A 23,851-nucleotide genomic window follows, 5' to 3' on the forward strand; every position below is an offset into this window, starting at 1 on the left:
CGCAGTTCGTCAGTGGACGCGGTCCGCCGGGAGGTGGGCGGCGAGGAAGTCGGTGACGATCTCGGTCACCGCGGCCGAGCGCTCGAGCATCGGTACATGGCCGCAGCCGTCGAGGTATTCGGCGCGGTCGGGGCGGAGTCGCTCGTTCACGGTGCGTCCGGCGGCCGCCGACAGCACTCGATTCTGGTTGCCCCAGATCACGCAGAGCGGCGGCAGCTCGTCTCGATCGGGCCAATCGTCCAGGGCCGCAAAGGAAGACAGGTCGCGTACCAGGTAGATCAGGGCGCGGGCGGGGAATCCGGACGACAGGGGTGCGACGTACGGGGATTCGCGGTAGGCGCGGCGGGTGGTGAACCAGGAGCGGGCGGTGCCCCGGGCCACCCACCGCGGGGTGTGCCAGCCGCTCAGCGCCCGCACGGTGCCCTCGGGCGCACCCCGTACCAGGCGGGCGGCGCGTCGCCAATCACCGTGCATGGCAGTGGATTCGGTCAGTGGGTTGATGGCCACCACCGCCCGGAACAGTTCCGGATAGCGGCGGGCGAGGGTGAGACTGATGGCCGATCCGACGCAGTTGCCGATCAGGGCCGCGTCGGTGAGCCCGTGTTGCATGAGGAAGGCGCAGATCAACTCGGTGTAGCGCTCGAGGGTGTAGCCGTCCGGGGGCCGATCCGATTCGCCGTACCCGGGCAGATCGACTGCGTAGCAGCGGTAGTCACGCGCCAGCGCGGTCATCAGCGGCGTCCAGATGATGTGCGAGGAGCCCGCGCTGTGCAGCATCACGACCGGCGGTCCGGTCTCCCCCTGCCGCGCGTAGGCCAGATGCGTTCCGTCGAATATGAAGCGTTCCATGACACCCCAACACCTTCGTTGCCAGTGTTGTAGTCATGGTCCCGCAAGCCGGTTCAGCGCGAGCCGATTTCGCTGAGCCCGCGGTCGAGGAAGCGGATCATCCAGGCGAAGCTGTCCTCGGAGTCGCCGCTCCACTGGAAGCCGTCGGAGGATTGCAGGGTGGCGAAGCCGTGGAAGGTGCAGCGCAGCGTGCGCAGGGCGTGCACCATTTCACCCTCGTCGATGCCGTAGCCGCGCAGTACCGCCGCCATGGAATCCAGTACTCGCGAACCCGATTGCAGCAGTGGATCATCCGGCCCGCGGAACTTCGCCCCGATGGTGGCGGCGTAGCGGCCCGGATGCTCGACGACGTACTCCCGGAAGGCATTCGCGAAGGCGGCCAGCGCGGCGCTGCCGGAGAGCCCGTGCATGGCGTCGCGCACCTTGCGGTCGAGCTCGGTCATGGCCAGCGCGGCAATGCCGTGTTGCAGGTCGGCCAGGCTCTCGATGTGCTTGTACAGCGACGGGGTTCGCACCCCGACCCGCTGTGCCAGCGCGCCCAGGGCCAGATTGCCGAAACCGACCTCGTCGGCGAGGGCGGCCCCCGCGGCGACGACGTCGGTTCGGCTCAGGCCCACCCTAGGCATGGTGTTCCTTCAGGAATGGCAGCACCAGATCGGCCACCTCCTGGGGCTTCTCGAACTGCGGGTAGTGGCCGGTGCCCGCGACCAAGCCCAGGCTGCCCAGCCCGGCGGGCAGGGCGGCGACGATGCGCTGACCCTCGCCCTCGGGGCTCGGGAAGTCCGGGTCGGCGCCGCCCATGATGATGAGCGCGGGCCGAGTCACGTTGGGCAGCTGGGCCTCCGCGTCGGCGGGGGTCGACTTGCCGGTCTTCATGAACTCGGCCATCCGACCCGGCTCGGTCAGCTTGGCCTTCACCTCGGCGAGGTACTCGTCGCGGTCGGCGGGCTGCGAGGGCATGGCCACCGTCAGGTACTTCAGCCACTGGCCGAGGCTCTTGAACATCATCGTGGACATCAACGGAATCATGCCGCCGCGGTGCCGGGCGTTGAACAGCAGGGCCCCGAGGTCGGCCTTCTGGGTGAGGGTGAAGGGGTTGATCTCCACCACGGCGCGGACCAGGTCCGGGCGCTGAGCCGCGGCGATGGTGACCGACCCGCCGGAGAGCGAGTGCCCGATCAGGATGGCGGGCCCGCCGCCCAGCTTCTCGATGACCGCGATCAGGTCGTTGGCCACATCGGTGCGGCTGATGGCCTCCTTGCCGGTGACCGACGCCCAGCCCATGCTCGATTCGCCGTGGCCACGCATATCGGTGTTGACCACCCGGTATCCGGCGGCGGCCAGCAGCGGCACCAGGTGCTTGTTGACGTTCCGATCGATACCCATGCCGTGCGACAGCACGACCAGCGGACCCTCGCCCGTCTCGTCGTAGGCGATCCGGCCACCGTCGATATCTACGTACTGCGTCATGGTCTTTCACTCTCTGGGAGTAGCTAACTGTGATAGCCATAAAGCTAATCGCTTTAGCCAAGGCGGTCAAGGGTTGCGCGGAAATTGCCTCTCGAGAATCTCTGAAACGCGATTTACCTGCGCATATATATGTTCGCCTCAGGCGAACAAGGTCGCGGAACAATCGGTATACCGCCGAGGTTGAGTAGGTAACGCTCAACCTTGGAAGGGGTCGAAGACGTGACTACACCAACGAACCTGCCGGTCCTGTTCCTGACCGATCCGATCGTGCTGCCCGGCATGGTCGTCCCGATCGAGCTGGACGAGTCGTCGCAGGCCGCCATCGATGCCGCCCGCGCGGGCAAGGTCAACCAGGTGCTGGTCGCGCCGCGCCTCGATGAGGGCTACGCCACCTACGGCGTCGTGGCCACCATCGAACAGGTCGGCCGGATGCGCGGTGGCGCACCGGCGGCGGTGCTGAAGGCCGAGAGCCGGGCCAAGATCGGCCACGGCGTGACCGGGCCGGGCGCGGCGCTCTGGGTCGAGGCCGAGCCGGTCGAGATTCCGGCCGCCGACGGACGCACCAAAGAGCTCGCGGCCGAATACAAGAAGCTCGTCGTGTCGGTGCTGCAGCGCCGTGAGGCCTGGCAGGTCATCGACGCGGTCAATCAGATGAACGATCCGTCCACGCTGGCCGACGCGGCCGGATGGGCGTCGTACCTGAGCAATGATCAGAAGCGCGAAATCCTGGACACCCCGGACACTTTCGCGCGGCTGACCAAGCTGATCGAGTGGACCACCCAGCACATCGCCGAGACCGAGGTCAGCGAGAAGATCAGCGAGGACGTGCGCGAGGGTCTGGAGAAGCAGCAGCGCGAATTCCTGCTGCGCCAGCAGCTCAACGCGATTCGCAAGGAGCTGGGCGAGGACGAGCCGGACGGCGCGGAGGACTACCGCACCCGCGTCGAGAACGCCGACCTGCCCGCGGACGTGAAGGAAGCCGCCCTGCGCGAGGTGGGGCGTCTCGAGCGTTCCAGCGATCAGAGCCCGGAGACGGGCTGGATTCGCACCTGGCTCGACACCGTCCTGGAACTGCCCTGGACCGTGAAAACCACCGACTCCACCGATGTTTCGGCCGCCCGCGCCCAGCTGGACGCGGATCACCACGGCCTGGACGAGGTCAAGGACCGCATGGTCGAGTACCTGGCCGTGCGGGCCCGCCGGGCCGCCCGCGGCCTCGAGGTGGTCGGCGGACGCGGCTCCGGCGCGGTGCTGGTGCTGGTCGGCCCGCCCGGCGTCGGCAAGACCTCGCTGGGTGAATCGGTCGCCAAGGCCCTGGGCCGCAAGTTCGTTCGCGTCGCCCTGGGCGGCGTGCGCGACGAGGCCGAGATCCGCGGTCACCGGCGCACCTACGTGGGCGCGCTGCCCGGCCGCATCGTGCGCGCCATGAAGGAGGCGGGATCGATGAATCCCGTTGTCCTGCTGGACGAGATCGACAAGGTCGGCAGCGACTTCCGCGGCGATCCCGCGGCGGCCCTGCTCGAGGTGCTGGACCCGGCGCAGAACCACACGTTCCGCGACCACTACCTGGACCTGGATCTGGACCTGTCCGACGTGCTGTTCATCGCGACCGCGAACGTCCTCGAGACGATTCCCGGCCCGCTGCTGGACCGCATGGAGCTGATCAGCGTGGACGGCTACACCGAGGCCGACAAGGTCGCCATCGCCCGCGACTTCCTGATCCCGCGGCAGTTGGAGCGCAACGCCCTGACCGCCGAGGAGGTCTCGATCACCGAGGCGGCGCTGCGCGAGATCGCCGCCAACTACACCCGGGAAGCCGGTGTGCGGCAGATGGAACGGCTGATCGCCAAGGCACTGCGCAAGGCCGCGACCAAGCTGTCGGAGTCGGCGGACATCTCCGACACCGAAAGTCCGGTCGGCAAGGGCGAATTCGTGCCGGAAGGCCTCGGCTACGACAAGGAGCTGGGTTACGACGCCGAATCCGCCTCGGCCACCGGGAAACTGGTGATCGACCTGGGTGACCTGAAGGAGTACCTGGGCCGTCCCCGCTTCACCCCCGACGGCGTGGAACGCACCGCGGTCCCCGGCGTCGCCACGGGTTTGGCGGTCACCGGCGCGGGCGGCGACGTCCTCTACATCGAGGCCAATGCCGCCGAGGGCGACCGCTCGCTGACCCTGACCGGCCAGCTGGGCGACGTCATGAAGGAGTCCGCGCAGATCGCCCTGACCTACGTCCGCTCCCACCTGGAGGAGATCGGCATCGAGCCGAAGGTGCTGGATCGCAATATCCACATCCACTTCCCGGCGGGCGCGGTCCCGAAGGACGGACCGTCCGCGGGCGTCACCATGGTCACCGCCCTGGTGTCGCTGGCCCTGGGCCGCCAGGTCCGCGCGGATGTCGGCATGACCGGCGAGGTCACGCTGAACGGCCGGGTGCTGCCGATCGGCGGCGTCAAGCAGAAGCTGTTGGCAGCCCAGCGCGCCGGACTGAAGACCGTGTTCATCCCGGCCCGCAACGAGCCGGACCTGGACGAGGTCCCGGCCGAGGTGTTGGCCGCCCTGGATGTCCGCCCCGTCGCCGACGTGGCCGAGATCCTGGCCTACGCCATCGAACCGGTCGCCGAACCGGCCTACGAGGGACGGCAGCTGAGCGCTACCGCATAAGTGCTCGAGAGGGAGCCGGGCGTGTTCTTCGAACACGCCCGGCTCCCTCCGTTTCGGCGGGTCTCGAACCGGACCGAGTCGTACTCTCGGTTAGGGATTCAGTCGGGATCCAACGGAGGGCGAAGAGCATGCAACCGAATCAGCCGAGTCAGCAACCGCAACAGCTCGATCAAGTCGCGGGCGAGCGTCTCTCGCATGCGAATCGCATCTTCACCTCGGACCTGTCGGTCAACGAGTTCGCGCTGCTGCACGGCGCGGGATTCGAACCCATCGATCTGGTGATGGGCGTGTCGGTCTATCACGTCGGCTTCCAATTCACGGGTATCCGACAGCAGCAGGAACTCCCGGTGCTCACCGAGGCCACCTATCGCGCCCGCTGGAATGCCATGTCCCGCATGCAGGCCGAGGCCGACGCGCTGAAGGCCGACGGTGTGGTGGGCGTCCGCCTGGAGTGGCGGCAGCACGGCGAATCCCTGGAACACCTCGAGTTCATCGCCGTCGGCACCGCCGTCCGCTACGCGAAATCCCCTGGCAGCTACCGCCGTCCGAACGGACAGGCCTTCACCAGCCATCTCTCCGGCCAGGACATGGTGACGCTCATGCGCACCGGTTACGCACCCATCGCCTTCGTCATGGGCAACTGCGTCTTCCACGTGGCCGTGCAGAGCTTCCGGCAGATGCTCAGCCAGATGGGCCGCAATATGGAGATGCCGCAGTGGACCCAGGGCAACTACCAGGCGCGGGAGCTGGCCATGTCCCGCATGCAGGCCGAGGCCGAACGCGATGGCGGGACCGGTGTCACCGGCGTCAGCTTCGATATCTCCAACTACGCCTGGGGATATCACACCGTCGAGTTCTACGCCTCGGGCACGGCCATTCGCCGCATCGGCGATGGCGACCCCATCATTCCGCAGTTCACCCTCGGCATGAACGCGTGAACGACTTCGATATCGAGACCGCCACCCGCGCCATCGACGCGGCCCTCGGCGGCCCGGGCGGTCTCGGTCTGGTCTTCACCGTCTTCGCGGGCGTCCCCGGAGTTACCCGCATCCCGGCCCGCAAGTCGCTGTTCCGTTCGGATCCGGAGCGGGTCCAGATCGGTTCCTGGCGTTACGAGGTCACCCGCGATCAGCGCATCAAGGCCGACCACATCGTCGGCGGAATCGTGCTGGCCGAGGAGCTGCTCCCGGCCGCCGCCATCGCACCGCACCTGGCCCGCGCCCTGGCCGAGATCGCCACCTCCTACGGCCCGTCCGCGCTGCCGCACCTCGCGGCGGCCCTGGAGGTGTTGGCCGACGCGGGGTGAGATGGCAACCGCCGGGCGAATATTCTTCGTTTCACATGAAACAAAAACCGACCAGAGCGTCGGTCAGAACTCTCCCGCCACGCCGAGAACGGTTCGGCCCGAGTGGGTTCCGTCCAGAATGGCGTGCAGCACCGATTCCGCCTCGGTGATCGGCGCGTAGTTCTCCAGCAGCGAAAGATGTTGGGGCTTCAGGTCCTTGGCGAGCCGCGCCCACAATTCGCGGCGCTGCGCGATCGGAAAGTGAGCCGAATCGATACCGAGCAGCGCGACCCCGCGCAGAATGAACGGCATGACCGTGGTCGGCAGATCGGAGCCGCCGGTCAGACCCGAAACCGCCACCGCACCACCGTATTTGACGGTGCTGAGGACATGGGCCAGCGAGGTGCCGCCGACACTGTCGACCGCGGCCGCCCACTGCGCCTTGCCGAGGGGGCGCAGCTTCTCCCCTTCACCGGGCAGACGGCCGATGACCTCGTTCGCGCCCAGCGTCGAAAGCAGTTCGCCCGCACCGAGTTTGCCGGTCGAGGCGGTCACCTCGAAGCCGAGCCCGGAGAGAATGTCGACCGCCACACTGCCGACGCCACCCGTCGCGCCGGTCACCAGCACCGGGCCGTCCTCGGGCGTCAGACCCCGATCCAGCAGCGCCTGCACGCTCATGGCGGCGGTGTAGCCGGCGGTGCCGATGGCCGCGGCCTCGCGCGGGGTCAGCCCCTCCAGCTTGACCACCCAGTCGGCGGGCACCCGCGCGTATTCGGCGAAGCCGCCGTGATGGGAGACACCGATCTCGTAGCCGTGCGCCACCACCAGATCGCCGGGCGCGAATTCGGGATCGGTGGAGGCGAACACCTCACCGGTCAGATCGATGCCGGGAATGAGCGGGTACTGGCGCACCACGCCGCCGCGCGGCGTGATGGCCAGCCCGTCCTTGTAGTTGGCGCTCGTGTAGTGCACCTTGATCGTCACCTCACCCGGCATGAGGAAGTCGTCGCCGACCTCCTCGCGAATGAGGGAGATCCCGTCCTTGGTCTCGTGTGCCACCATCGCCTGGAACTCCATGATCCGAGCATAGGGCTCGCGGCGCTGGTCAGGTCGGTGAAAGCGGCCGAGCTCAGGCGAATTTCGGCGCCCGTTTGCCGACGAAGGCGGCAATGCCCTCCTGGCCGTCGGCGGATTCGGCGCAGCGGGTGATGAATCCGGCCTCGGTGTTCAGCTGCTCCTCGAGGGTGTGCTGGGACGAGACCAGCAGCAGCTTCTTCACATTCGCGTTGGAACCCTTGGGTCCGGTGGCGAACTCCCGCGCCAGGGCCTCGACCGCGTCGGCCAGCTCCACATCGCGCACCACCCGGTGCAGCAGACCCCAGTCGAGGGCCTCGGCCGCGGACAGCGTCCGGTTGGTGAGCATGAGCTCCTGGGTCCGGCGCAGCCCGATCAGCCGCGGCAGATAGTAGGACGCGCCGCCGTCGGGGCTCAGGCCGACCTTGGTGTAAGCCATGGTGAAGGAGGCGGATTCGGCCGCGACCACCAGATCGCCCGCCACCGCCAGGCTCATGCCCGCCCCGGCGGCGGTGCCGTTCACGCCGACGATGAGCAGTGCGTCCATGCGCGCGAGCGCCGACACGGCATGGTGCAGGGTCGCGGCCAGCTTCTCGATGAACTCGCCGGTGTCCGCGCTGGCCGCCATGGCCCGCACATCGCCGCCCGCGGAGAAGAACCGTCCGGCACCGGTCAGCACCACGACCTTCACGGCCGGATCCTCGGAGCAGTACTCGGCCGCGCGCACCAGCTCGTCCGCCAGCGCCTGATCAATGCCATTGGCGGCGTTGGGCCGGTTCAGCGTGATGCGCGCGATCGGGCCATCGTGCTCGAACAGGATGTTCTCGTAGTCGCTCATCGCGAGAATGCCTTCCGTCGGTGGAACCTGATCACAGCATGGCGTATTCGACGCGGACCCCGAGCAACCGGATGGGCCGATCCAGCTCGAACGAGTGCAGCACCTCCAGCGCCGTCTGCACGATCTCGTCCACCTCGGCGGTGGGCTCGGGCAGTTTCCGCTGTTTGCTGCGGGTGAAGAAGGTCTTGGTCCGCACCGTCACGCTCACCCGGCCGACGCCCCGACCCTGCGCCACGGTCTCCTCGGCCACCTGGGTGGCCAGCCGCACCACCGCGGCGTCGATCTCCGCGGGTTCGGTGAGGTCGCTCGGAAAGGTCTCGGATCGACTGTGCCCCACCGGTTCCCGGGGCTCGGAGATATCGGTGTCGCCCGCACCGTGACCGAGTACCCACAGATAAGGCCCGGTATTGGGACCGAATTCCGCCGCCAGCGCCTTGCGGTCGGCTGCGGCCAGGTCGGCCACGGTCTCGATGCCCAAGCCGCTCAGCCGTTTCGCGATGCGCGCTCCGATGCCCCAGAGCGCACTGGTCGGTCGGTGGGCCATCAATTCGACCCAGTTGTCGGCGGTGAGTCGGAAGATGCCCGTGCCGGTGTCGTCCGAGGCGTCGTCGGATTCCCCGGCCTTGCCCACCGCCTTGGCGAAGCCGGTCGCCAGCTTGGCCCGCGTCTTGTTGTCTCCGATGCCGACCGCGCAGGTCAGATCCAATTCCTCGATGGCGGAACGGATCTCACGTGCCAATTGCTCGGGATCCTCGGTGTCGACCGCCAAGAACGCCTCGTCGAAGCCGAGCACCTCCACTCGCCCGGGAAAGCTGCGCAGCAGCGCCATGATCTCCTCGGACGCCTCGGCGTAGAACGCCAGATCCTGCGGCAGGAACACGCCCTCCGGGCAGATCCGCGCGGCGGTGCGCAGCGGCATGCCCGCCCGCACGCCGAAGGCCCGGGCGGGATACGACGCACACGACACCACCTTGCGGGGTTCGGTGGGATCCCCGTTCCCGCCCACGATGACCGGCGCGCCGCGCAGCTCCGGATGCCGCCGGAATTCGACCGCGGCCTGGAATTGGTCGAGGTCGACGTGCAGCAGCCAGCGCGTCACCCCTCCGTCATACCGCATGGTCTCCCGAAATGCCGGGAACCGGGGGAACGGTCAGCGGGACCGGCGGAACCACGGCAGCGGGGAGCGATAGGCGTAGCGCGCCTTCACCACCCCGGTGTCCACCTGGCCGACGACCCGAATGATCGGAGCGCCCGGGAACCGCGGCAGCTTGACCCGATTGGCCACCGTGCCATTGCCCGGCGACACCGCGTCCATATCGACGCGCCAGCCGCGCGGCACGATGAGCACGATCGCCCCCGCACCGGCCACGGCCTGGATGTCGATTTCGCGCCGCGAGCACCGGGCCCGGGTGAAGTCGATCACGAGCTTGCCCGAAACCGCCTCGGCCACCAGCTTTTTCGGGACCGTCCAGTCGTCGTCGGTGCGCCGCCGGGTGCCGTCTGTCACCCGTAGTTCCAGGGGCGGCGTGTCGGCGGCGGGCTGGGATCGACGGGCGCCGAACATTCGCTCGATATCGTCGACACGGGTAGCGGGCGTGTGCCGCTGCTCCTTGGTACGGGTCACCGAAACTCCTCCCCCGGCATGTGAAACGATCATGCGGGTGCCATGGGAGCTCGAATTATGCCGTATGCCAGGGCATTTCGGGAGGTCAGGGGCGCTTGGGCGGCCACAACAGCATTGCGGTTAGGGCACGGTCGGATCACGACCGTGCCCGTCATGTCGTACCGCTATCGGCGGCCCAGGAAAACCGTGGTCGCGCCCAGAATGTAAATGTCTTCGCGCGCACCGACATACGTGTCCGCCGACGCGTCCAATAGAGCCTCCAGGGTGGCCCGGTCATCCTCGCCGAGGCGGTCGCCGACCCGCTCGCGCAATCCGCTCAGCCACGCGGCCACGCTGGCGCGCACGGCCGGTGACGGCGGCGCGGGGTGATCGGTGAGCACGCTGAAGGAGGTCACCTCGTCGAGCCCGGCCCGGCTCAGCGCCACATTCCAGCCGTAGGGCATGGGCGTGGAACCGGTGATGTCGGCTCGCATCTGCGCGAAGCCCGCATCGCGCACCGCCAGCAGCCGATCCTGCAGGCCGGGTGCGCCGACGCCCAAATCCCATGGCAGACAACGCACCGGGAGCCCGCCCTCGGCCAGCGCCAGCCAGCCGCCGGGCCGCAGCAGTCCGGCCAGGCGGGTGGTGCCGGCCTGCTGATCGGGCAGGTGATGCACCGAGCGCGAGGCCCACACCAGGTCCGCGGCCGGAATATCGGTGCCGAAGTCCTCGGCCGCGGCATCGGCGCGCAGCGTCTCGACCCGCACCCGATCGTCGCCGCCGAGGGCCGCCTTGACCGACCGCTGTGCCACCTCGAGCAATTCCGGCACGGCGTCGACAATGATCAGCCGCCCGCCGCCGCGTGCCGCCAGCTCCCGGACGAAGGCCACGCTCTGCCCGCCCGCCCCGGCCCCGATATCGACCACGATCGGCTCGTCCGCCTCGGGAACCAACGCGATCAGCCGCTGCGCGATCTCGGCGCTGGCGTCCGCCGACATGGCGTCCTCGCGCTGCAGGTCCGGGATCATGGTCGCCCAGTCGATGCTGTCATGGGTGTGACCGTGACCGTGGGTGTGGTCGTGGCCGTGGGAATGCCGATGGCCGTGCGTGTCTGCCTGTCCGTGTGAATGCGAGCCCATGCTCCCGACGCTATCCGCCGCGGCGTCGGGAGTCACAGTTCTTTTGCCGATTCGGCAAGCTCCGTTTCCGATCGGGCCGTCGACCTTCCGGTCAGGCGGCCGCGGGTGCGCTCGCGTCGGCGAACTGGGTCCGGTACAGCTCGGTGTAGCGGCCCTCGGCCGCGAGCAGTTCGGCGTGGGTGCCGCGCTCCACGATGCGGCCGTGCTCGAGCACCACGATCTGGTCGGCATTGCGGATGGTGGACAGCCGGTGCGCGATGACCAGCGCGGTGCGCCCATCGAGCGCCTCGGCCAGGGCCTCCTGCACCGCGGCCTCGGAGGTGGAGTCCAGCGAGGCGGTGGCCTCGTCCAGAATCACCACGCGGGGCTGCTTGAGCAGCAGCCGCGCAATGGTGAGTCGCTGGCGCTCGCCGCCGGAGAGCCGGTAGCCGCGCTCGCCGACCACGGTGTCCAGGCCGTCGGGCAGGGATTCGATGAGATCGCGCAACCGGGCCCGCCCCAACGCATCCCACAGGTCCGCCTCGGTGGCCTCGGGCCGGGCCAGCAGCAGATTGGCGCGAATGCTGTCGTGGAACAGGTGACCGTCCTGGGTGACCAGACCGACGGTGTCCTGAATGGACTGCGAGGTCAGCTCGCGCACGTCCCGGCCGCCCAGCAGCACCGCGCCGGAGTCCACGTCGTAGAGCCGCGAAACCAGTTGCGCGATGGTCGATTTCCCGGCCCCCGACGATCCGACCAGCGCCACCATTTGCCCGGGCTCGGCCCGCAGCGAGACCTGGTGCAGCACTTCCTCGCCGCCGCGGGTGTCGAGCGTGGCCACATCCTCGAGCGAGGCCAGCGACACCTTGTCCGCCGACGGGTAGCCGAAGCTGACGCCGTCCAACTCCACGGCCACCGGTCCGTCCGGCACCGGCACCGCGAGCGGCGAATCCTGAATGAGCGGACGCAGATCCAGGATCTCGAAGACCCGCTCGAAGCTCACCAGCGCCGACATCACATCCACCCGCGCGCTGGCCAGGGCCGTGAGCGGCGAGTACAGCCGGGTCAGCAGCAGCGAAAGCGCCACCACCGCACCGGGTTCCAGCTGCCCCTTCAGCGCGAGATAGCCGCCGAGCCCGTATACCAGGGCCAGCGCGAGCGCCGACACCAGCGTGAGCGCGGTGACGAACACGGTCTGCAGCATGGCGGTGCGGACGCCGATATCGCGCACCCGCCCGGCGCGCAGCCCGAATTCCGCCGACTCCTGCCGCGGCCGCCCGAACAGCTTGACCAGCGTCGCGCCCGGCGCGGAGAAGCGCTCGGTCATCTGGGTGCTCATGGCCGCGTTCAGCCCCGCAGCCTCGCGCTGGATCCCGGCGATGCGCTCGCCCATGCGCCGCGCGGGGATCACGAACACCGGCAGCAGCACCAGCGCGAGCAGGGTGATCTGCCAGGACAGCCGCAGCATGACGGCGAGGGTGAGCGCGAGGGTCACCACATTGGTGACCACGCCGGACAGGGTGGTGCTGAACGCCCGTTGCGCCCCGATGACGTCATTGTTCAACCGGCTCACCAGTGCGCCGGTCCGGGTGCGCGTGAAGAAGGCGATGGGCATCTTCTGGACGTGGTCGAACACCGCGGTGCGCAGATCGAAGATGAGCCCCTCCCCGATGCGCGCCGACAACCATCGAATGACGATGCCCAGCCCGGCATCCAGCACCGCGACCACCGCGATGATCCCGGCGAGGGTGATCACCGTGCGGGGCGCGCCGTGCCCGACGATGGCGTCGACCACCCGCCCGGCCAGCACCGGGGTGGCCACCGCCAGCAGCGCGGAGGCGATGCTGAGGATCAGGAACGCCACCAGCCGCCGGTGATGCGGGCGCGCGAAGGCCAGAATCCGGCGCGCCGTCGCCAAGCGCAACGGCCGCTGCTCGGTGGGCGCGTTCATCTGCCGGTACAGCTGGTTCCACGCCACGGATTCGATACTCATCCCCGCTCCTCACGTCCGGGTTCCATCGAACCCCACGGCACCGACAGTAAGACCTCAACAAAGGTTCAGATCAAGGGCTTCCGGGCAGGTCGGGCTTTCGCGCACAGCGAAACGCCTAGGGTTGGGGACGTGGCCGGGGCGTGGAAGCAGACCGAGGCGTGGGAGAAGACGGTGCGCGGGGCGATCACCGGCGAGATCGAGACCGATCCGCGGCGGCGCGCCGAGTACTCCTCGGACGCCTCCAACTACCGAGTGCTGCCGCGCGCGGTGGTCTTTCCGCGCGATGCCGCCGATGTCTCGGCGACCCTCGACATCGCGCGCACGCACGGTTTGGCCGTGACCGCGCGCGGGGCGGGGACGTCGGTGGCGGGCAATGCCATCGGACCGGGGCTGGTGCTGGACTTCAGCAGGCATATGAACGCGATCCTCGAGCTCGATCCGGAGCGACGCATTGCCCGCGTGCAACCGGGCGTCGTGCTGTCCGCCCTGCAGCGCCAGGCCGCGCACCACGGATTGCGCTTCGGCCCCGACCCGTCCACCCAGAACCGCGCCACGCTGGGCGGGATGATCGGCAACAACGCCTGCGGCCCGCACGCGGTGGCCTGGGGCCGCACCTCGGATACGGTGCGGCGCTTGCGAATTCTGGACGGCCGCGGCCTGGAACGGGTGCTCGCCGACGACCTCTCGGCCATCGCGGGGCTCCCCGAATTCACTCGAAACCGCATGGCGCTCATCCGCACCGAACTGGGTCGCTTCGAACGGCAGGCGTCCGGCTACGCGCTGGAACACCTACTGCCGGAACGGGGTTCGTCGATTGCCAGGGCCTTCGTCGGCACCGAGGGCACCTGCGGGCTGCTGCTGGAGGCGACGGTCGACCTGGTGCCCGTGCCCGCCGCGACCGTGCTGGTGGTGCTCGGCTATCCCGATATGCCCACGGCCGCGGACGATATCGCGGCCGTCATGGCGGTGCGACCGCTCGCCGTGGAGGGCATGGATGCCCGCCTCGTCGATGTGGTGCGGACCCATCGCGGCGCGGTGCCCGACCTGCCGCGCGGCGGCGGCTGGCTGCTGATCGAGATCGACGGTGCCGGTGCGCAAGAGGCCCGCGACAAGGCGGAACTGCTGCGGTCGCGCGCGCACGCCCTGGATTCCCGAATCGTCACCGACCAGGCGCAGGCGCGGGCGCTGTGGAGCATTCGAGCCGACGGCGCGGGCCTGGCCGGTCGTACCCCCGACGGCAATCCGGCCTGGCCGGGCTGGGAGGACGCCGCGGTGCCGCCCGACCGGCTGGGCGACTATCTGCGGGACTTCGACGCCCTGATGCGGGAACACGGTCTGGACGGCCTGCTCTACGGCCACTTCGGCGACGGCTGCATCCACGTGCGCCTGGATCTGCCGATAGCCGATGCGCCGCAACGCTTCCGGGCCTTCCTCGAGGACGCCGCCCGCCAGGTCGTGAAGTTCGACGGGTCGCTCTCGGGTGAACACGGCGACGGACGCGCCCGTTCGGAACTGTTGCGGCACATGTATTCCCCGGCGGCACTCGACGCCTTCGCCGAATTCAAGGCCCTCTTCGATCCCGAGGACGTGCTCAACCCCGGTGTGCTCGTCCACCCGCGACCCCTCGACGCCGATCTGCGACTGGCCGGGCTGCGCCCCCTGCCGACCACGGGTGGCTTCGCCTTCCCCGCCGACGGCGATCTCGCCACGGCGGTGCACCGCTGCGTCGGGGTCGGCAAGTGTCGCGCCGACAATCACGCGTCCGGCGGGTTCATGTGCCCCTCGTATCTGGCCACCGCCGATGAGAAGGACAGCACCCGGGGTCGGGCCCGCGTGCTGCAGGAAGTCGTTCGGGGAGCGCTGGATTGGCGTTCCGAGGCCGTCGCCGAATCCCTGGATCTGTGCCTGTCCTGCAAGGCCTGCCACTCCGACTGCCCGGCCGGTGTGGACATGGCGACCTACAAGTCGGAGACGCTGTACCGCCGCTATCGGGGCCGACGCCGCCCGATCGACCACTATTCGCTGGGCCGACTCCCACGGTGGCTGGCCGCGGCCACCCGGGCACCGCGCCTGGCCAACCTGCTCGGCACCGCCGGACCGCTACGCCGCACGGGCCTGCGCCTGGCCGGAATGGATCCGCGCCGCGCGATACCGACCCTGGCGCACAAGAGTTTCCGTCGATCCTGGCGGCCGAGTACCGCGGCGACGCCGGGACCGGGCGTGATGCTGTGGATCGACACCTTCACCGATGCCTTCGACCCGGAGATCGCCCGGGCGACCGTGGCGGTGCTCGAATCCCTCGGCCAGCGCGTCACGATTCCCGACCGCCGCGTGTGCTGCGGGCTGACCTGGATCAGCACCGGCCAGCTCGACGATGCGCGAAAACGCCTGCGCGCCACCGTCGATGCCCTCGACGACCATGTCGGTGCGGGCGGCGTGGTGGTGGGTCTGGAACCGTCGTGCACGGCCGCCCTGCGCGCGGACCTCCCGCGCCTGCTCCCGGACGATCCGCGCGCGGCCGCCGTGGCGAGTGCTGTCCACACCCTGTCCGAATTCCTGGAGACCCAGCCCGACTGGCGGCCACCGGACCGCAGCGGCCACACCGTCCTGGTCCAGCCCCATTGCCACCAGCACGCCGTGCTCGGCTTCGAGGCCGACCGCCGGATCCTGCGCCGCACCGGTGCGGCGGTGACCGAGATCACCGGATGCTGCGGGCTCGCGGGCAATTTCGGCATGCAGCGCGGACATTACGACATTTCGGTCGCGGTGGCGGAGAACGGCCTGCTCCCGGCCCTGCGCACGGCACCGGAGACGACGATCCTGATCGCCGACGGCTTCTCCTGCCGCACCCAGGCCGACCAGCTGGCGGGCCGCCGCTTCCGCCATCTCGCCCAGTTCCTGCTGGACGACGGTCCCCCTAGAATGACGCGGTGACTCCAGCGCCGCCCGCACAGACCAGTCCTGTGCCGACGCGTGAGCACACCCGGGTGCTGCGCTGTGACCGCCCGTTCGATCTGGCCGCCACCATCTCTCCCCTGCGCCGCGGCTTCGGTGACCCCTGTCATCGACAGACCCCCGACGGTTCGCACTGGCACGCCTCCCGCATGCCGTCGGGCGAGGTCACCTACCGACTGCGGCAGTCCGAGCGCGCCGCGGTCGAGGCCCGGGCGTGGGGTCCGGGCGCGGAGGAGTTCCTCGAACGGCTGCCCGCCATGCTGTGCCTGGACGAGGACGTCAGCGATTTCGCCCCCGACCACCCGAAGGTGGCCGAGGCGCACCGACGCAATCCCGGCCTGCGCATGCTGCGCACCGGTCTGGTGTGGGAAGCGCTGGTTCCGGCCGTGCTGGAGCAGAAGGTGCACACCAAGACCGCCCATGACTCCTGGCGAAAACTGGTGTGGCGCTACGGAACTCCGGCACCGGGACCGGCACCGCAGGGGTTGCGCGTCATGCCGGACGCCGAGACCTGGCGGCACATTCCGTCCTGGGTCTACCACCGCGCCAATGTCGGCCCGCAACGCTCGAAAACCATTGTGCTGGCCTCCCGTATCGCGTCGAAGCTGGAGGAGGCCGCCGCGCTGAGCCACGCGGACGCCGCGCATCGACTGCGCACGGTGCCCGGCATCGGGGTGTGGACGGCCGCCGAGATCGCCCAGCGTGCCTTCGGTGACGCGGATGCGTTGTCGGTGGGCGATTTTCACCTCGCGTCCATTGTCGGCTGGACCCTGCTGGACCGTCCGATCGACGACGACGAGATGGTCGAATATCTCGAACCCCTACGCCCGCACCGGTATCGGGCCGTGCGGCTGCTCGGCCTGGCCGGTTTCGCGCGGAAGCCGAAGTTCGGCCCGCGTACCCCGTACACCGATCACAGCCGCATCTGAGTGGTGACCGCGCGGCTCACTGCTGCGCGGCCGCCGCATCGGCTTCCCGCTGCGCCCGCGCCAGCGCCTCGGGCACCGGGATTCGGCCCAGATACATCTCGTCGAAGATCGGTGTCATCGCCTGCAGTGCCGCCGGGAATCCGGCACCGCCGCCCGCCGCGATCGTCCTGCCGCGCAACACATCGAAGAACGGCGACACATCGACGCCGTGCCGCGCCCAGTAGTCGCGGTACACCTGCTGTTCGGAGACCACGGCCGGGATGGTCGCCCCGTTCGCGCCGAGATACCGATTGCCCGCAGCACTGCCCAGCCAGGCCAGCACCCGCCGCACCGCCTCCGGATGCTGCGTGGCCGCATTGCCCGCGACACCGATCGCATTGTCGGCCGACGCCCGTCCGGCCGGACCCTCGGGAATCATGGCCAGTCCCCAGGAGAATCCGGCATTCCGCGCGACGGTGGCCAGATTGAAACTGCCGGACTGGAACAGCGCCATGCGCCCTTGCAGAAAGGCGTTCTTCGCGAAATCACCGCTGGTATTGGTATCGGCCGCCGACGGTGACAAGCCGTCCGCGACCAGCCCCACGGTGTAGCCGAAGGCGTCGCGTCCGGCCGGGGAGTCGAAGGCGAACCGCCCGTCGCGCTGCAACTGCCCGCCCGCCGATCCCAGATACGGCAGGGTGATGGACTGAAAGTCATTGGCGGCGTTGTACGGCCACGCCGACACCGGGGCCAGCCGTCGCAGCATGGGGCGGAACGTGTCCTGCCCCGGGTCGGGACTCCACCGGGCCGTCGCCAACTCGGCCGGATCGACTCCGGCGCGCGCGAGCAGCTCCCGGTTGACGTACACCGCGCTGCCGCCATCGACGAATTGCGGTACCGCCCAGAGTTTTCCGGACCGCGTGTACTGGGCGACCGCCCGCGGATCCCACTCTCGCGCGGCCTGGGTCCCGAGCGCCGCGCCGATATCCATCAGGTGCCCGCTATCGGCATAGTCCTCGTACAGGTTGGTCCAGAACAGGTCGTCGGCAATGCCGCCCGCCACATCCAATCGCAGTTTCTGCGCGTAAGAAGCCCACGGCACCAGCGTGATTCGCACCTCGAGATCCGGGTTGGTGCGCTGGAACTCGTCGAGCGAGGCCCGGTACGCGGAGACGAAACTCTGATCCCAGATCCGCATCCGGACAACGGTGCGTCCGCCGCCCTCGCCTTCTCGCCCCAGCCACAGCGCCGCCGCCACCAGCAGCACGGCCACCACCGCGATCCCGAGCACCGCCCGGGTCGAATCCTTCAGCCGCATTGCGCTCATTTGAGCCCCGTCACCGCGATGGACCGCAGCACCTGCCGCTGGAACACCACGAACACCACCACCAGCGGCACGATGGCCAGCGTGGTGGCGGCCATGATGAGCGTCCACTGCGCGTTGTATTCGGTCTGCAGGGTGGCGGTGGCCACCGTCAGCACCTGCCACTTCGGTCCCGACGCGGCGACCAAGGGCCACATGAAACTGTTCCACTGCGTGACCACGGTGATGACGGTGAGCGTGGCCAGAATGGGGCGGCTCATCGGCACCACCACGCTGACCAGGATGTCCAGCGTTCCGGCCCCGTCCACCCGCGCCGCATCGATGATCTCGCCGGGTATGGCCCGAAAGTACTGGCGCAGTAGAAAAATCGCGTATGGCGATCCGAACAGGAACGGCAGCACCAGCGCCCAGAAGGTATTGAGCCAGGCCAGTTTCGCGAACATCAGATACAGCGGCACCAGGGTGACCACACTCGGCACCATCATGGTCGCGAGATACGTCCAGAACAGCGCGTCGCGTCCGGGAAAATCCAGGCGCGCGAAGGCGTACGCGGCCATGATCGCGGTGAGCAACTGCCCGCACGTGATGCAGACGGTCATCAGCGCGGTGACCGCCACCGCGCGCCCGAGCCCCTGATCGAGGACGGTCCGGAAATTCTCGAGCGTCGCGGGATGCGGTGTGGCCAAGCCGGATTCGTTGGCGAACTGCCGCGGCGTCTTCAGGGCGGTCAGGGCGCTCAACATCAGCGGCGCGACCGTCACCAGTGCCCCGAGGATCAGCACCGCGTACGCCGCCGCGGCACGTGCTAGCCGGCGATCAATACGCATAGCTCGTCCGATCCCGGAAGTACCGATGCTGCGCGAGCGTGATCACGAACATGACCGCGAACACCACCACCGCCATCACGGCCGCCCGTCCCGGATGCGCCGCCTCGAATGCCTCCGAATAGATCCGCATGGCAACCACATCCGTGCGATGGTCCGGCCCGCCCTTGGTCAGCGCGTACACCGCGTCGAAGGTCTGGAAGACCGTCAGCACCCCGGTGACCAGCACGAAGAACATGGTCGGCCGCAGCAGCGGCAGGATCAGCCAGCGAATCCGCCGCCACCCCGTGGCCCCGTCCAATGCCCCCGCGTCGAGTATCTCGGTCGGTATGGCCCGTATCCCCGCCACGAAGAACAGGGCGACATAACCGACATTCATCCAGACGATCACCGTCGCCACCGCGGGCAGCGCGAGCGTCGGCGAACTCAGCCACTCCACCCGCCGCCCCAGCAGTGCGTTCAACGCGCCGTCGGTCGGCGCGAAGATCCACTGCCACACCACGCCCACCGCCACCGGCGCGCACATCCACGGCAGCGCGTACACCACCCGCAGCACCGTCCCGCCCCGCCCGCGCCGCGCCAGCATGGCCGCCACCGCGAACCCCAGCGCCGTCTGCACCGGCACCGCGATCGCCGTCAGCACCAACGTCACCCCGATCGAATGTCCGAACCGCCGATCCGCGAGCACCGACCGCCAGTTGTCCCACCCGGCGAATCCAATGGGCCCCAACAGATTCCAACTGTGCACGCTCAGCCACAGCACCACCGCGATCGGCACCAGCAGAAAACCTCCCACCCCGACCAGACTGGGCAGCAGCAGGGCATAGCCGACCGCGGCACTGCGACGCCGTGCCGTCACGCGAGAGCGAACCGTCCGGTCCATGGTCCGCGACGCTACCGGCGCGGCCCGCGACCCCCGCTCTCCCACGCCCGATCTGCCCGATATTGTGCTGTGCCCGACGCGATTTCGGGACTGCCTTCCACCCAGTGCGCGCGGCTGGCGCATGATAGTTTCAGCCGCGCTCGTTCATAGCGTTACGGCGAGGCTGGCCACGACAGGGCAGGGGACGGCGTCGATGAGAATCAAGCCACGGGAACAGATCCTCGGAGTCTGGCGGTCGCTGTTGACCGCGTGTTACCACGATGACGCCTGGGTCTGGGGCGGCCGCAATGGCTCGAACTCCATCAGCGACGCCGAACAACTGCTGTGCCTGCTGTATCCGGCTACCGAGATCGACGGGTTCGGCCTGGAGCGTCCCGACGAGATCGCCGACGACATCCGCGAGGTGCTCTCACCCCTGGGCGACAACGACCTCAAGATCGGCGAGCGGGTGGTCTGGCTGCTCGAGCAGTACATCGACCGCCACACCGCGGGCGAACCCGGCACCGCCACCGAATTGCCGATCTTCGCGGCGGGCAGCTATCTGGCCTCCGCCAACGGCGACGAGCCGACGCCCGAACAACGCGCCCTCGATGTCGTCGACTCCTATTCCATGTCGCTGACCCTGTGCCTGGCCGCCCTGAAGTTCCTGCGCGGTTTCAGCGGCCCGGTAGCCGAGCGGTCGGTCGGCCGCCGCACCCGGCTCGCGGTCGAATTGGTCCCGCGCATCGAGCGACTCGACGCCCGGATCAATGTCCGGCTCACCGCCGCCATGGTCGGTCTGATTCGCAGCTTCGTGGTGAACACCGTCGAGCCCCGCTCCGAGGCCGGGCAGGCCATGCTGTCCATGCTCAATCAGACCGGCGGGCCGCCCGAGGCGGTGGTGCACGCCGTCCAACAGCGCCTGGACCGCGTCCGCATTCGACTACGCAACGACGCCACGCTGAGCCAGGTGGAGGGCGTGGACCTCGACAGCGAGGACATGCTGTTCGAATGCGGGTGGAGCTGGGGCATCGTGCGCAAGGCCGCGGGCATCGACTTCGTGGACATGGCCATCGCGGACCAACCCGGCCACGCCATCGCGCGACCGTATCTGCATTTCACGGTGGTGGCCCTGGACGGCATCAACGACCTCACCTCGGTCCGCACCCGCGAACTGGACCTGCTCAACGGTCAGCAGCGCCGCCTGGCCGAGGCGCTGCAACTGCGCTGGGATCTGGCCCAGCGCTACTGGGCGGCGGTGGCGCGCTTCGGATCCGGCCGCTGGCCGCTCGAGGACATTCCGTGGCGCACCTCCGACGGCGAGGAATCGGACTACTTCAGTCTCATCGTGTCCGCGGTGCTCATGCAGGATCTGCTCAACCGCGAGGCCGATGACGACGATCTGGACCGCGCCGCAACGATTTTCGACGAACTGGCCCGCCGCGGCCGGATCATTCGCCGCTTCACCGAGGGCGATCCGGCCCGCACCATGCACACCCCGGGCGTGAGCCTGCGGCTGCTGGGCAGCGAGGAGCTGGACGGCCCGCTGCTGCTGTGGACCGTATCCGATTACGCCACCGTGCTTTTGAAGCGCACCCTGCAGGCCGCGCGCCTGTCGGGCACCATCGAGACCCGCGATCAACTCATGACGCTGGCCCAGGCCACCATGGACCATCTGGATCTGCGCGCCTTCCGCGAGGGTCCGGCCACCGGCCTGTGGGACGACCCCAGCCGCCTGTTCGGCGGCGGCGTCGAATCCCTGCTGCCGTCCTGGTATCTGACCGAGCGCGTCGTGGAATGCATGGTGACCGCCGCGCGCATGTACCGCGAGCCCCCGCTGCGCTCGCCCACCTCGGTGACCCGCGCCATGGAACTGCTCATGGAGGCCGAGCACCTGCTCAATCGGGAGATGCTGGAGCTCAGCGAGACCGATATGTCCGCCGGCCGCACCGCCCTGACGCTGGCCGAACAGCGCCTGGAACGCGCCCGCAAGCTCATCGACGAACGTCCCGGAACCGCCGTCAGTCTCGCCTCGCAGGCCCTACTGGAACTGGACGAGCTCGCCTACGCCCGGTCCGACGCCACCAGGAGTGTGTGACCGTGCTCGTGTTCTCGGCTTCCGACAAGGGCGGCACCGGCCGCTCGGTCACCAGCTGCAATATGGCCTACTGGCTGAGCATGAAGGGCTACAAGGTCGCCTATCTGGACTTCGATTTCGGATCGCCCACCGCGGGCGGCACTTTCGAGATCAGCCGGATCGACAATGGCGTGCGCGACGGCACCGGCCTGCACGCCTATCTGCTCGACGAGAACGGGACACCGGCGCGGCTGAGCGTGCGTTCGGAGACCGATCGCCTGGAGCTGAGCCGCTCCCGCCACCCCTCGGGCCGCCTGGTGCTGTTCCCCGGCGATCTCGGCGGCTCCGAGTTCACCACCCTCGACGAGCCGATGATCGACCGCTGCGCCGCGCTGTTCGCCACCTGCGAGCAGGAATTCAACATCACCTTCGTGGATTTGAGCGCGGGCCGCTCCATCGCGCTGGCCCTGGCGCTGAGCGCCACCAAGCATCCGCAGCTGGCCCGCGCGGTGTGCCGGTGGCTGATCTTCCACCGCTGGACCCGCCAGCACATCGCCGCGGCCCGCGGCCTGGTCCACGACGAACACGGCGTGCTGGCCACCGGTCTGGCCTGGGGGCACGACCGGACCGCGCTGCTGAATTCGCTGCGCTATGTCCGCACCGCGGTCCCCGAACTCGGCGCGACCGCGGGTCTGCGTCCGGCCCAGGCGGCCTGGCTGCAGGAACAGCACAACACCCTGACCCGCGCGGCGAACCGGCACGGCATGGGTGAGAGCGGGATACTCGGAAAGATTCCGGTGGAGCCCATGCTGCAGTGCCGGGAACAGGTGATCCTGGATGTGGACGTGGCCGCGCATGTGGCCAATGCCGAGACCGTGGCGGCGTTTCGGGAGCTGACCGAGAAGCTCGTGAACGAGGCCGTCTGGGAACAGGTGGAGGTGCGCCGATGAGCTCCGCGACCGACTACAGCGAGGCCGGTGAGCGCAATCGCGTGGCCGGGCAACCGCTCTCGCACCTGTCCATCGAGGTCGGGCACTTCTATATGGACGAACTCGTCAACGGTGTCGACCGCATCCACGCGCAGCTGCGCAAGGTCGCGCCGATCGTGGCGGATCAGATCGCGGCGGCCGAACGGGAATTCGGCCCCGGCGCGCGGGTGAGCACCTGTTTCCTGGTCGACGACTACTTCTGGAACCGGACCGGCGCCCGATCCCGGGAGGCCCGGCGCACCGCCGACCCCCGCGAGGTGCTGCCCAAGCTGCTCGAGGCGGCCCAGACCTGCGGGGTGCCCATCGACTACCTGGCCCGCGAGGCCGGCTGCGCCGAGGTCCCGTCGTTCCTGGACGGCGAACCGGTCGGCGCGCCGGTGCGCCTGGCGGAGATGATCGCCGCGCGCATCGTGCCCGAACCCGAGCGCGAGGGCACCGGCCGTCGCCCGCCGACGGTGGAGTCGGGCTGGCTCTGCAATGGCCGGCGCTCCTCGGAATACGATGCGGGACAGGCGATGCGGATCGCGCGCTACCGGCCGCCGGAGGAGTTCGGCGCGCGCAATCACTCGATCTTCCTGGATGTGCAGCTGTGGAGCCGTCAGCTCGAGGAGGTCGCGGGCGAGCAGGTGGAGCGGATTCTCTGGTCCTGCCCGTTCCTCGCCTCGATCTGGCAGTTGTTGCGGCTCGGGCTGATTCGCGACGAAGGGGCTATGGTGGCCGCGCCGGTGCCCTGGCCCGACCCGTGGCCCAGCGACTGGTCCCGTCTGCCCGCGGTGGTACAGCTAAATCCCGACGCCAAGCCGTTCGCGGCCTACCGGGCGCTGTCGATCCTGCCCTACGGCTATCTGGGCATCGAGCACGCGGTGCGGGTCATTCTCGACCATCTGCAGCTCGACGAGGACGTGCAGGCCAAACTGGTGGAACGCGGTGCCAGCGAACGGAATCCGGTGGCGGTGCCGCGGCTGGCCACGCGTCGGCTCAACCACATCTTCCTCGGGGACGTGTGAGGTGGCGCGGG

20 protein-coding genes are annotated in these 23,851 nt (G+C 69.0%); 8 read left to right on the plus strand and 12 right to left on the minus strand.

What is annotated here, in order from left to right; translation table 11 throughout:
* Nucleotides 1–9: 9 nt before the first annotated feature.
* From VMT65_RS34085 to VMT65_RS34095, 3 genes are read right to left on the minus strand one after another with little or no spacing between them, the layout of a single operon-like run.
* Nucleotides 10–849, minus strand: coding sequence for an alpha/beta fold hydrolase (locus VMT65_RS34085; protein ID WP_326312788.1), 840 nt, complete (start codon nucleotides 847–849; stop codon nucleotides 10–12).
* 53 nt (nucleotides 850–902) lie between these two features.
* The gene (locus VMT65_RS34090; protein ID WP_326312789.1) at nucleotides 903–1,475 is read right to left on the minus strand and encodes a TetR/AcrR family transcriptional regulator; all 573 of its coding nucleotides are present in this window, start codon (nucleotides 1,473–1,475) and stop codon (nucleotides 903–905) included.
* The gene (locus tag VMT65_RS34095; RefSeq protein WP_326312790.1) at nucleotides 1,468–2,319 is read right to left on the minus strand and encodes an alpha/beta fold hydrolase; all 852 of its coding nucleotides are present in this window, start codon (nucleotides 2,317–2,319) and stop codon (nucleotides 1,468–1,470) included. Before VMT65_RS34095 ends, VMT65_RS34090 begins: the two co-directional genes overlap by 8 nt.
* Nucleotides 2,320–2,598: 279 nt before the next feature.
* On the opposite strand from VMT65_RS34095, the gene lon reads away from it, so the two are divergent.
* From lon to VMT65_RS34110, 3 genes are all read left to right on the plus strand, one after another.
* Nucleotides 2,599–4,983, plus strand: coding sequence for an endopeptidase La (gene lon, locus VMT65_RS34100; protein WP_442790366.1), 2,385 nt, complete (start codon nucleotides 2,599–2,601; stop codon nucleotides 4,981–4,983).
* A gap of 128 nt (nucleotides 4,984–5,111) precedes the next feature.
* Nucleotides 5,112–5,921: a heavy metal-binding domain-containing protein gene (locus VMT65_RS34105; protein ID WP_326312792.1), complete on the plus strand. Its 810-nt coding sequence runs from the start codon at nucleotides 5,112–5,114 to the stop codon at nucleotides 5,919–5,921.
* Complete coding sequence (locus VMT65_RS34110) at nucleotides 5,918–6,289, plus strand: DUF5073 family protein (protein ID WP_326312793.1); 372 nt, start codon at nucleotides 5,918–5,920, stop codon at nucleotides 6,287–6,289. Before VMT65_RS34105 ends, VMT65_RS34110 begins: the two co-directional genes overlap by 4 nt.
* A 63-nt stretch (nucleotides 6,290–6,352) precedes the next feature.
* On the opposite strand, the gene VMT65_RS34115 is transcribed toward VMT65_RS34110, so the two are convergent.
* The 6 genes from VMT65_RS34115 to VMT65_RS34140 form a co-directional block, all read right to left on the minus strand.
* Nucleotides 6,353–7,345: an oxidoreductase gene (locus tag VMT65_RS34115; RefSeq protein ID WP_326312794.1), complete on the minus strand. Its 993-nt coding sequence runs from the start codon at nucleotides 7,343–7,345 to the stop codon at nucleotides 6,353–6,355.
* 52 nt (nucleotides 7,346–7,397) lie between these two features.
* Entirely contained in the window at nucleotides 7,398–8,180 is a 783-nt protein-coding gene (locus VMT65_RS34120) for an enoyl-CoA hydratase/isomerase family protein (protein WP_326312795.1), read from the minus strand.
* A gap of 31 nt (nucleotides 8,181–8,211) precedes the next feature.
* Nucleotides 8,212–9,279 carry a DNA polymerase IV gene (locus tag VMT65_RS34125; RefSeq protein WP_326312796.1) on the minus strand — a complete coding sequence of 356 codons (1,068 nt, stop codon included), beginning with the start codon at nucleotides 9,277–9,279 and terminating at the stop codon, nucleotides 8,212–8,214.
* A gap of 51 nt (nucleotides 9,280–9,330) precedes the next feature.
* Complete coding sequence (locus tag VMT65_RS34130; protein ID WP_326312797.1) at nucleotides 9,331–9,804, minus strand: hypothetical protein; 474 nt, start codon at nucleotides 9,802–9,804, stop codon at nucleotides 9,331–9,333.
* A gap of 164 nt (nucleotides 9,805–9,968) precedes the next feature.
* Complete coding sequence (locus VMT65_RS34135) at nucleotides 9,969–10,922, minus strand: class I SAM-dependent methyltransferase (RefSeq protein WP_326312798.1); 954 nt, start codon at nucleotides 10,920–10,922, stop codon at nucleotides 9,969–9,971.
* Between the two features lie 91 nt (nucleotides 10,923–11,013).
* Nucleotides 11,014–12,894 carry an ABC transporter ATP-binding protein gene (locus tag VMT65_RS34140; RefSeq protein WP_326312799.1) on the minus strand — a complete coding sequence of 627 codons (1,881 nt, stop codon included), beginning with the start codon at nucleotides 12,892–12,894 and terminating at the stop codon, nucleotides 11,014–11,016.
* 129 nt (nucleotides 12,895–13,023) lie between these two features.
* Between VMT65_RS34140 and VMT65_RS34145 the strand changes: the two genes are divergently transcribed.
* Together VMT65_RS34145 and VMT65_RS34150 are read left to right on the plus strand one after the other, a co-directional pair.
* Complete coding sequence (locus VMT65_RS34145) at nucleotides 13,024–15,828, plus strand: FAD-binding and (Fe-S)-binding domain-containing protein (protein WP_326312800.1); 2,805 nt, start codon at nucleotides 13,024–13,026, stop codon at nucleotides 15,826–15,828.
* Nucleotides 15,825–16,778 carry a DNA-3-methyladenine glycosylase family protein gene (locus VMT65_RS34150; protein WP_442790353.1) on the plus strand — a complete coding sequence of 318 codons (954 nt, stop codon included), beginning with the start codon at nucleotides 15,825–15,827 and terminating at the stop codon, nucleotides 16,776–16,778. Before VMT65_RS34145 ends, VMT65_RS34150 begins: the two co-directional genes overlap by 4 nt.
* A 16-nt stretch (nucleotides 16,779–16,794) precedes the next feature.
* Here VMT65_RS34150 and VMT65_RS34155 read toward each other — a convergent pair whose 3' ends face one another.
* The 3 genes from VMT65_RS34155 to VMT65_RS34165 are packed head-to-tail and all read right to left on the minus strand — an operon-like array spanning nucleotide 16,795 to nucleotide 19,788.
* A complete protein-coding gene (locus VMT65_RS34155; protein WP_442790367.1) occupies nucleotides 16,795–18,069 on the minus strand; it encodes an extracellular solute-binding protein in 1,275 nt (424 codons plus the stop codon).
* Between the two features lie 11 nt (nucleotides 18,070–18,080).
* On the minus strand, nucleotides 18,081–18,908 hold the full coding sequence (locus VMT65_RS34160; protein ID WP_326312801.1) for a carbohydrate ABC transporter permease: 828 nt from the start codon (nucleotides 18,906–18,908) through the stop codon (nucleotides 18,081–18,083).
* A complete protein-coding gene (locus VMT65_RS34165; protein ID WP_326312802.1) occupies nucleotides 18,898–19,788 on the minus strand; it encodes a carbohydrate ABC transporter permease in 891 nt (296 codons plus the stop codon). Before VMT65_RS34165 ends, VMT65_RS34160 begins: the two co-directional genes overlap by 11 nt.
* Nucleotides 19,789–19,981: 193 nt before the next feature.
* Here VMT65_RS34165 and VMT65_RS34170 point away from each other — a divergent pair, with 193 nt between their 5' ends.
* From VMT65_RS34170 to VMT65_RS34180, 3 genes are read left to right on the plus strand one after another with little or no spacing between them, the layout of a single operon-like run.
* Nucleotides 19,982–21,865 (plus strand): SCO2524 family protein, encoded by a 1,884-nt coding sequence (locus VMT65_RS34170; protein ID WP_326312803.1) that lies wholly within the window; start codon nucleotides 19,982–19,984, stop codon nucleotides 21,863–21,865.
* Nucleotides 21,862–22,794, plus strand: a complete 933-nt coding sequence (locus VMT65_RS34175) for an SCO2523 family variant P-loop protein (protein ID WP_326312804.1) — start codon at nucleotides 21,862–21,864, stop codon at nucleotides 22,792–22,794. Before VMT65_RS34170 ends, VMT65_RS34175 begins: the two co-directional genes overlap by 4 nt.
* A complete protein-coding gene (locus VMT65_RS34180; RefSeq protein ID WP_326312805.1) occupies nucleotides 22,791–23,840 on the plus strand; it encodes an SCO2522 family protein in 1,050 nt (349 codons plus the stop codon). Before VMT65_RS34175 ends, VMT65_RS34180 begins: the two co-directional genes overlap by 4 nt.
* Nucleotides 23,841–23,851 lie beyond the last annotated feature (11 nt).

Source organism: Nocardia sp. CDC153, assembly GCF_035818515.1.
GTDB lineage: Bacteria > Actinomycetota > Actinomycetes > Mycobacteriales > Mycobacteriaceae > Nocardia.

What these genes read in the sequence shown, in the direction of transcription:
- VMT65_RS34085 (WP_326312788.1), bottom strand. Translation starts at nt 849, where the DNA reads ATGGAACGCTTCATATTCGACGGAACGCATCTGGCCTACGCGCGGCAG.
- VMT65_RS34090 (WP_326312789.1), bottom strand. Translation starts at nt 1,475, where the DNA reads ATGCCTAGGGTGGGCCTGAGCCGAACCGACGTCGTCGCCGCGGGGGCC.
- VMT65_RS34095 (WP_326312790.1), bottom strand. Translation starts at nt 2,319, where the DNA reads ATGACGCAGTACGTAGATATCGACGGTGGCCGGATCGCCTACGACGAG.
- lon (WP_442790366.1), top strand. Translation starts at nt 2,599, where the DNA reads ATGGTCGTCCCGATCGAGCTGGACGAGTCGTCGCAGGCCGCCATCGAT.
- VMT65_RS34105 (WP_326312792.1), top strand. Translation starts at nt 5,112, where the DNA reads ATGCAACCGAATCAGCCGAGTCAGCAACCGCAACAGCTCGATCAAGTC.
- VMT65_RS34115 (WP_326312794.1), bottom strand. Translation starts at nt 7,345, where the DNA reads ATGGAGTTCCAGGCGATGGTGGCACACGAGACCAAGGACGGGATCTCC.
- VMT65_RS34120 (WP_326312795.1), bottom strand. Translation starts at nt 8,180, where the DNA reads ATGAGCGACTACGAGAACATCCTGTTCGAGCACGATGGCCCGATCGCG.
- VMT65_RS34135 (WP_326312798.1), bottom strand. Translation starts at nt 10,922, where the DNA reads ATGGGCTCGCATTCACACGGACAGGCAGACACGCACGGCCATCGGCAT.
- VMT65_RS34140 (WP_326312799.1), bottom strand. Translation starts at nt 12,894, where the DNA reads ATGAGTATCGAATCCGTGGCGTGGAACCAGCTGTACCGGCAGATGAAC.
- VMT65_RS34160 (WP_326312801.1), bottom strand. Translation starts at nt 18,908, where the DNA reads ATGCGTATTGATCGCCGGCTAGCACGTGCCGCGGCGGCGTACGCGGTG.
- VMT65_RS34165 (WP_326312802.1), bottom strand. Translation starts at nt 19,788, where the DNA reads ATGGACCGGACGGTTCGCTCTCGCGTGACGGCACGGCGTCGCAGTGCC.
- VMT65_RS34170 (WP_326312803.1), top strand. Translation starts at nt 19,982, where the DNA reads ATGAGAATCAAGCCACGGGAACAGATCCTCGGAGTCTGGCGGTCGCTG.
- VMT65_RS34180 (WP_326312805.1), top strand. Translation starts at nt 22,791, where the DNA reads ATGAGCTCCGCGACCGACTACAGCGAGGCCGGTGAGCGCAATCGCGTG.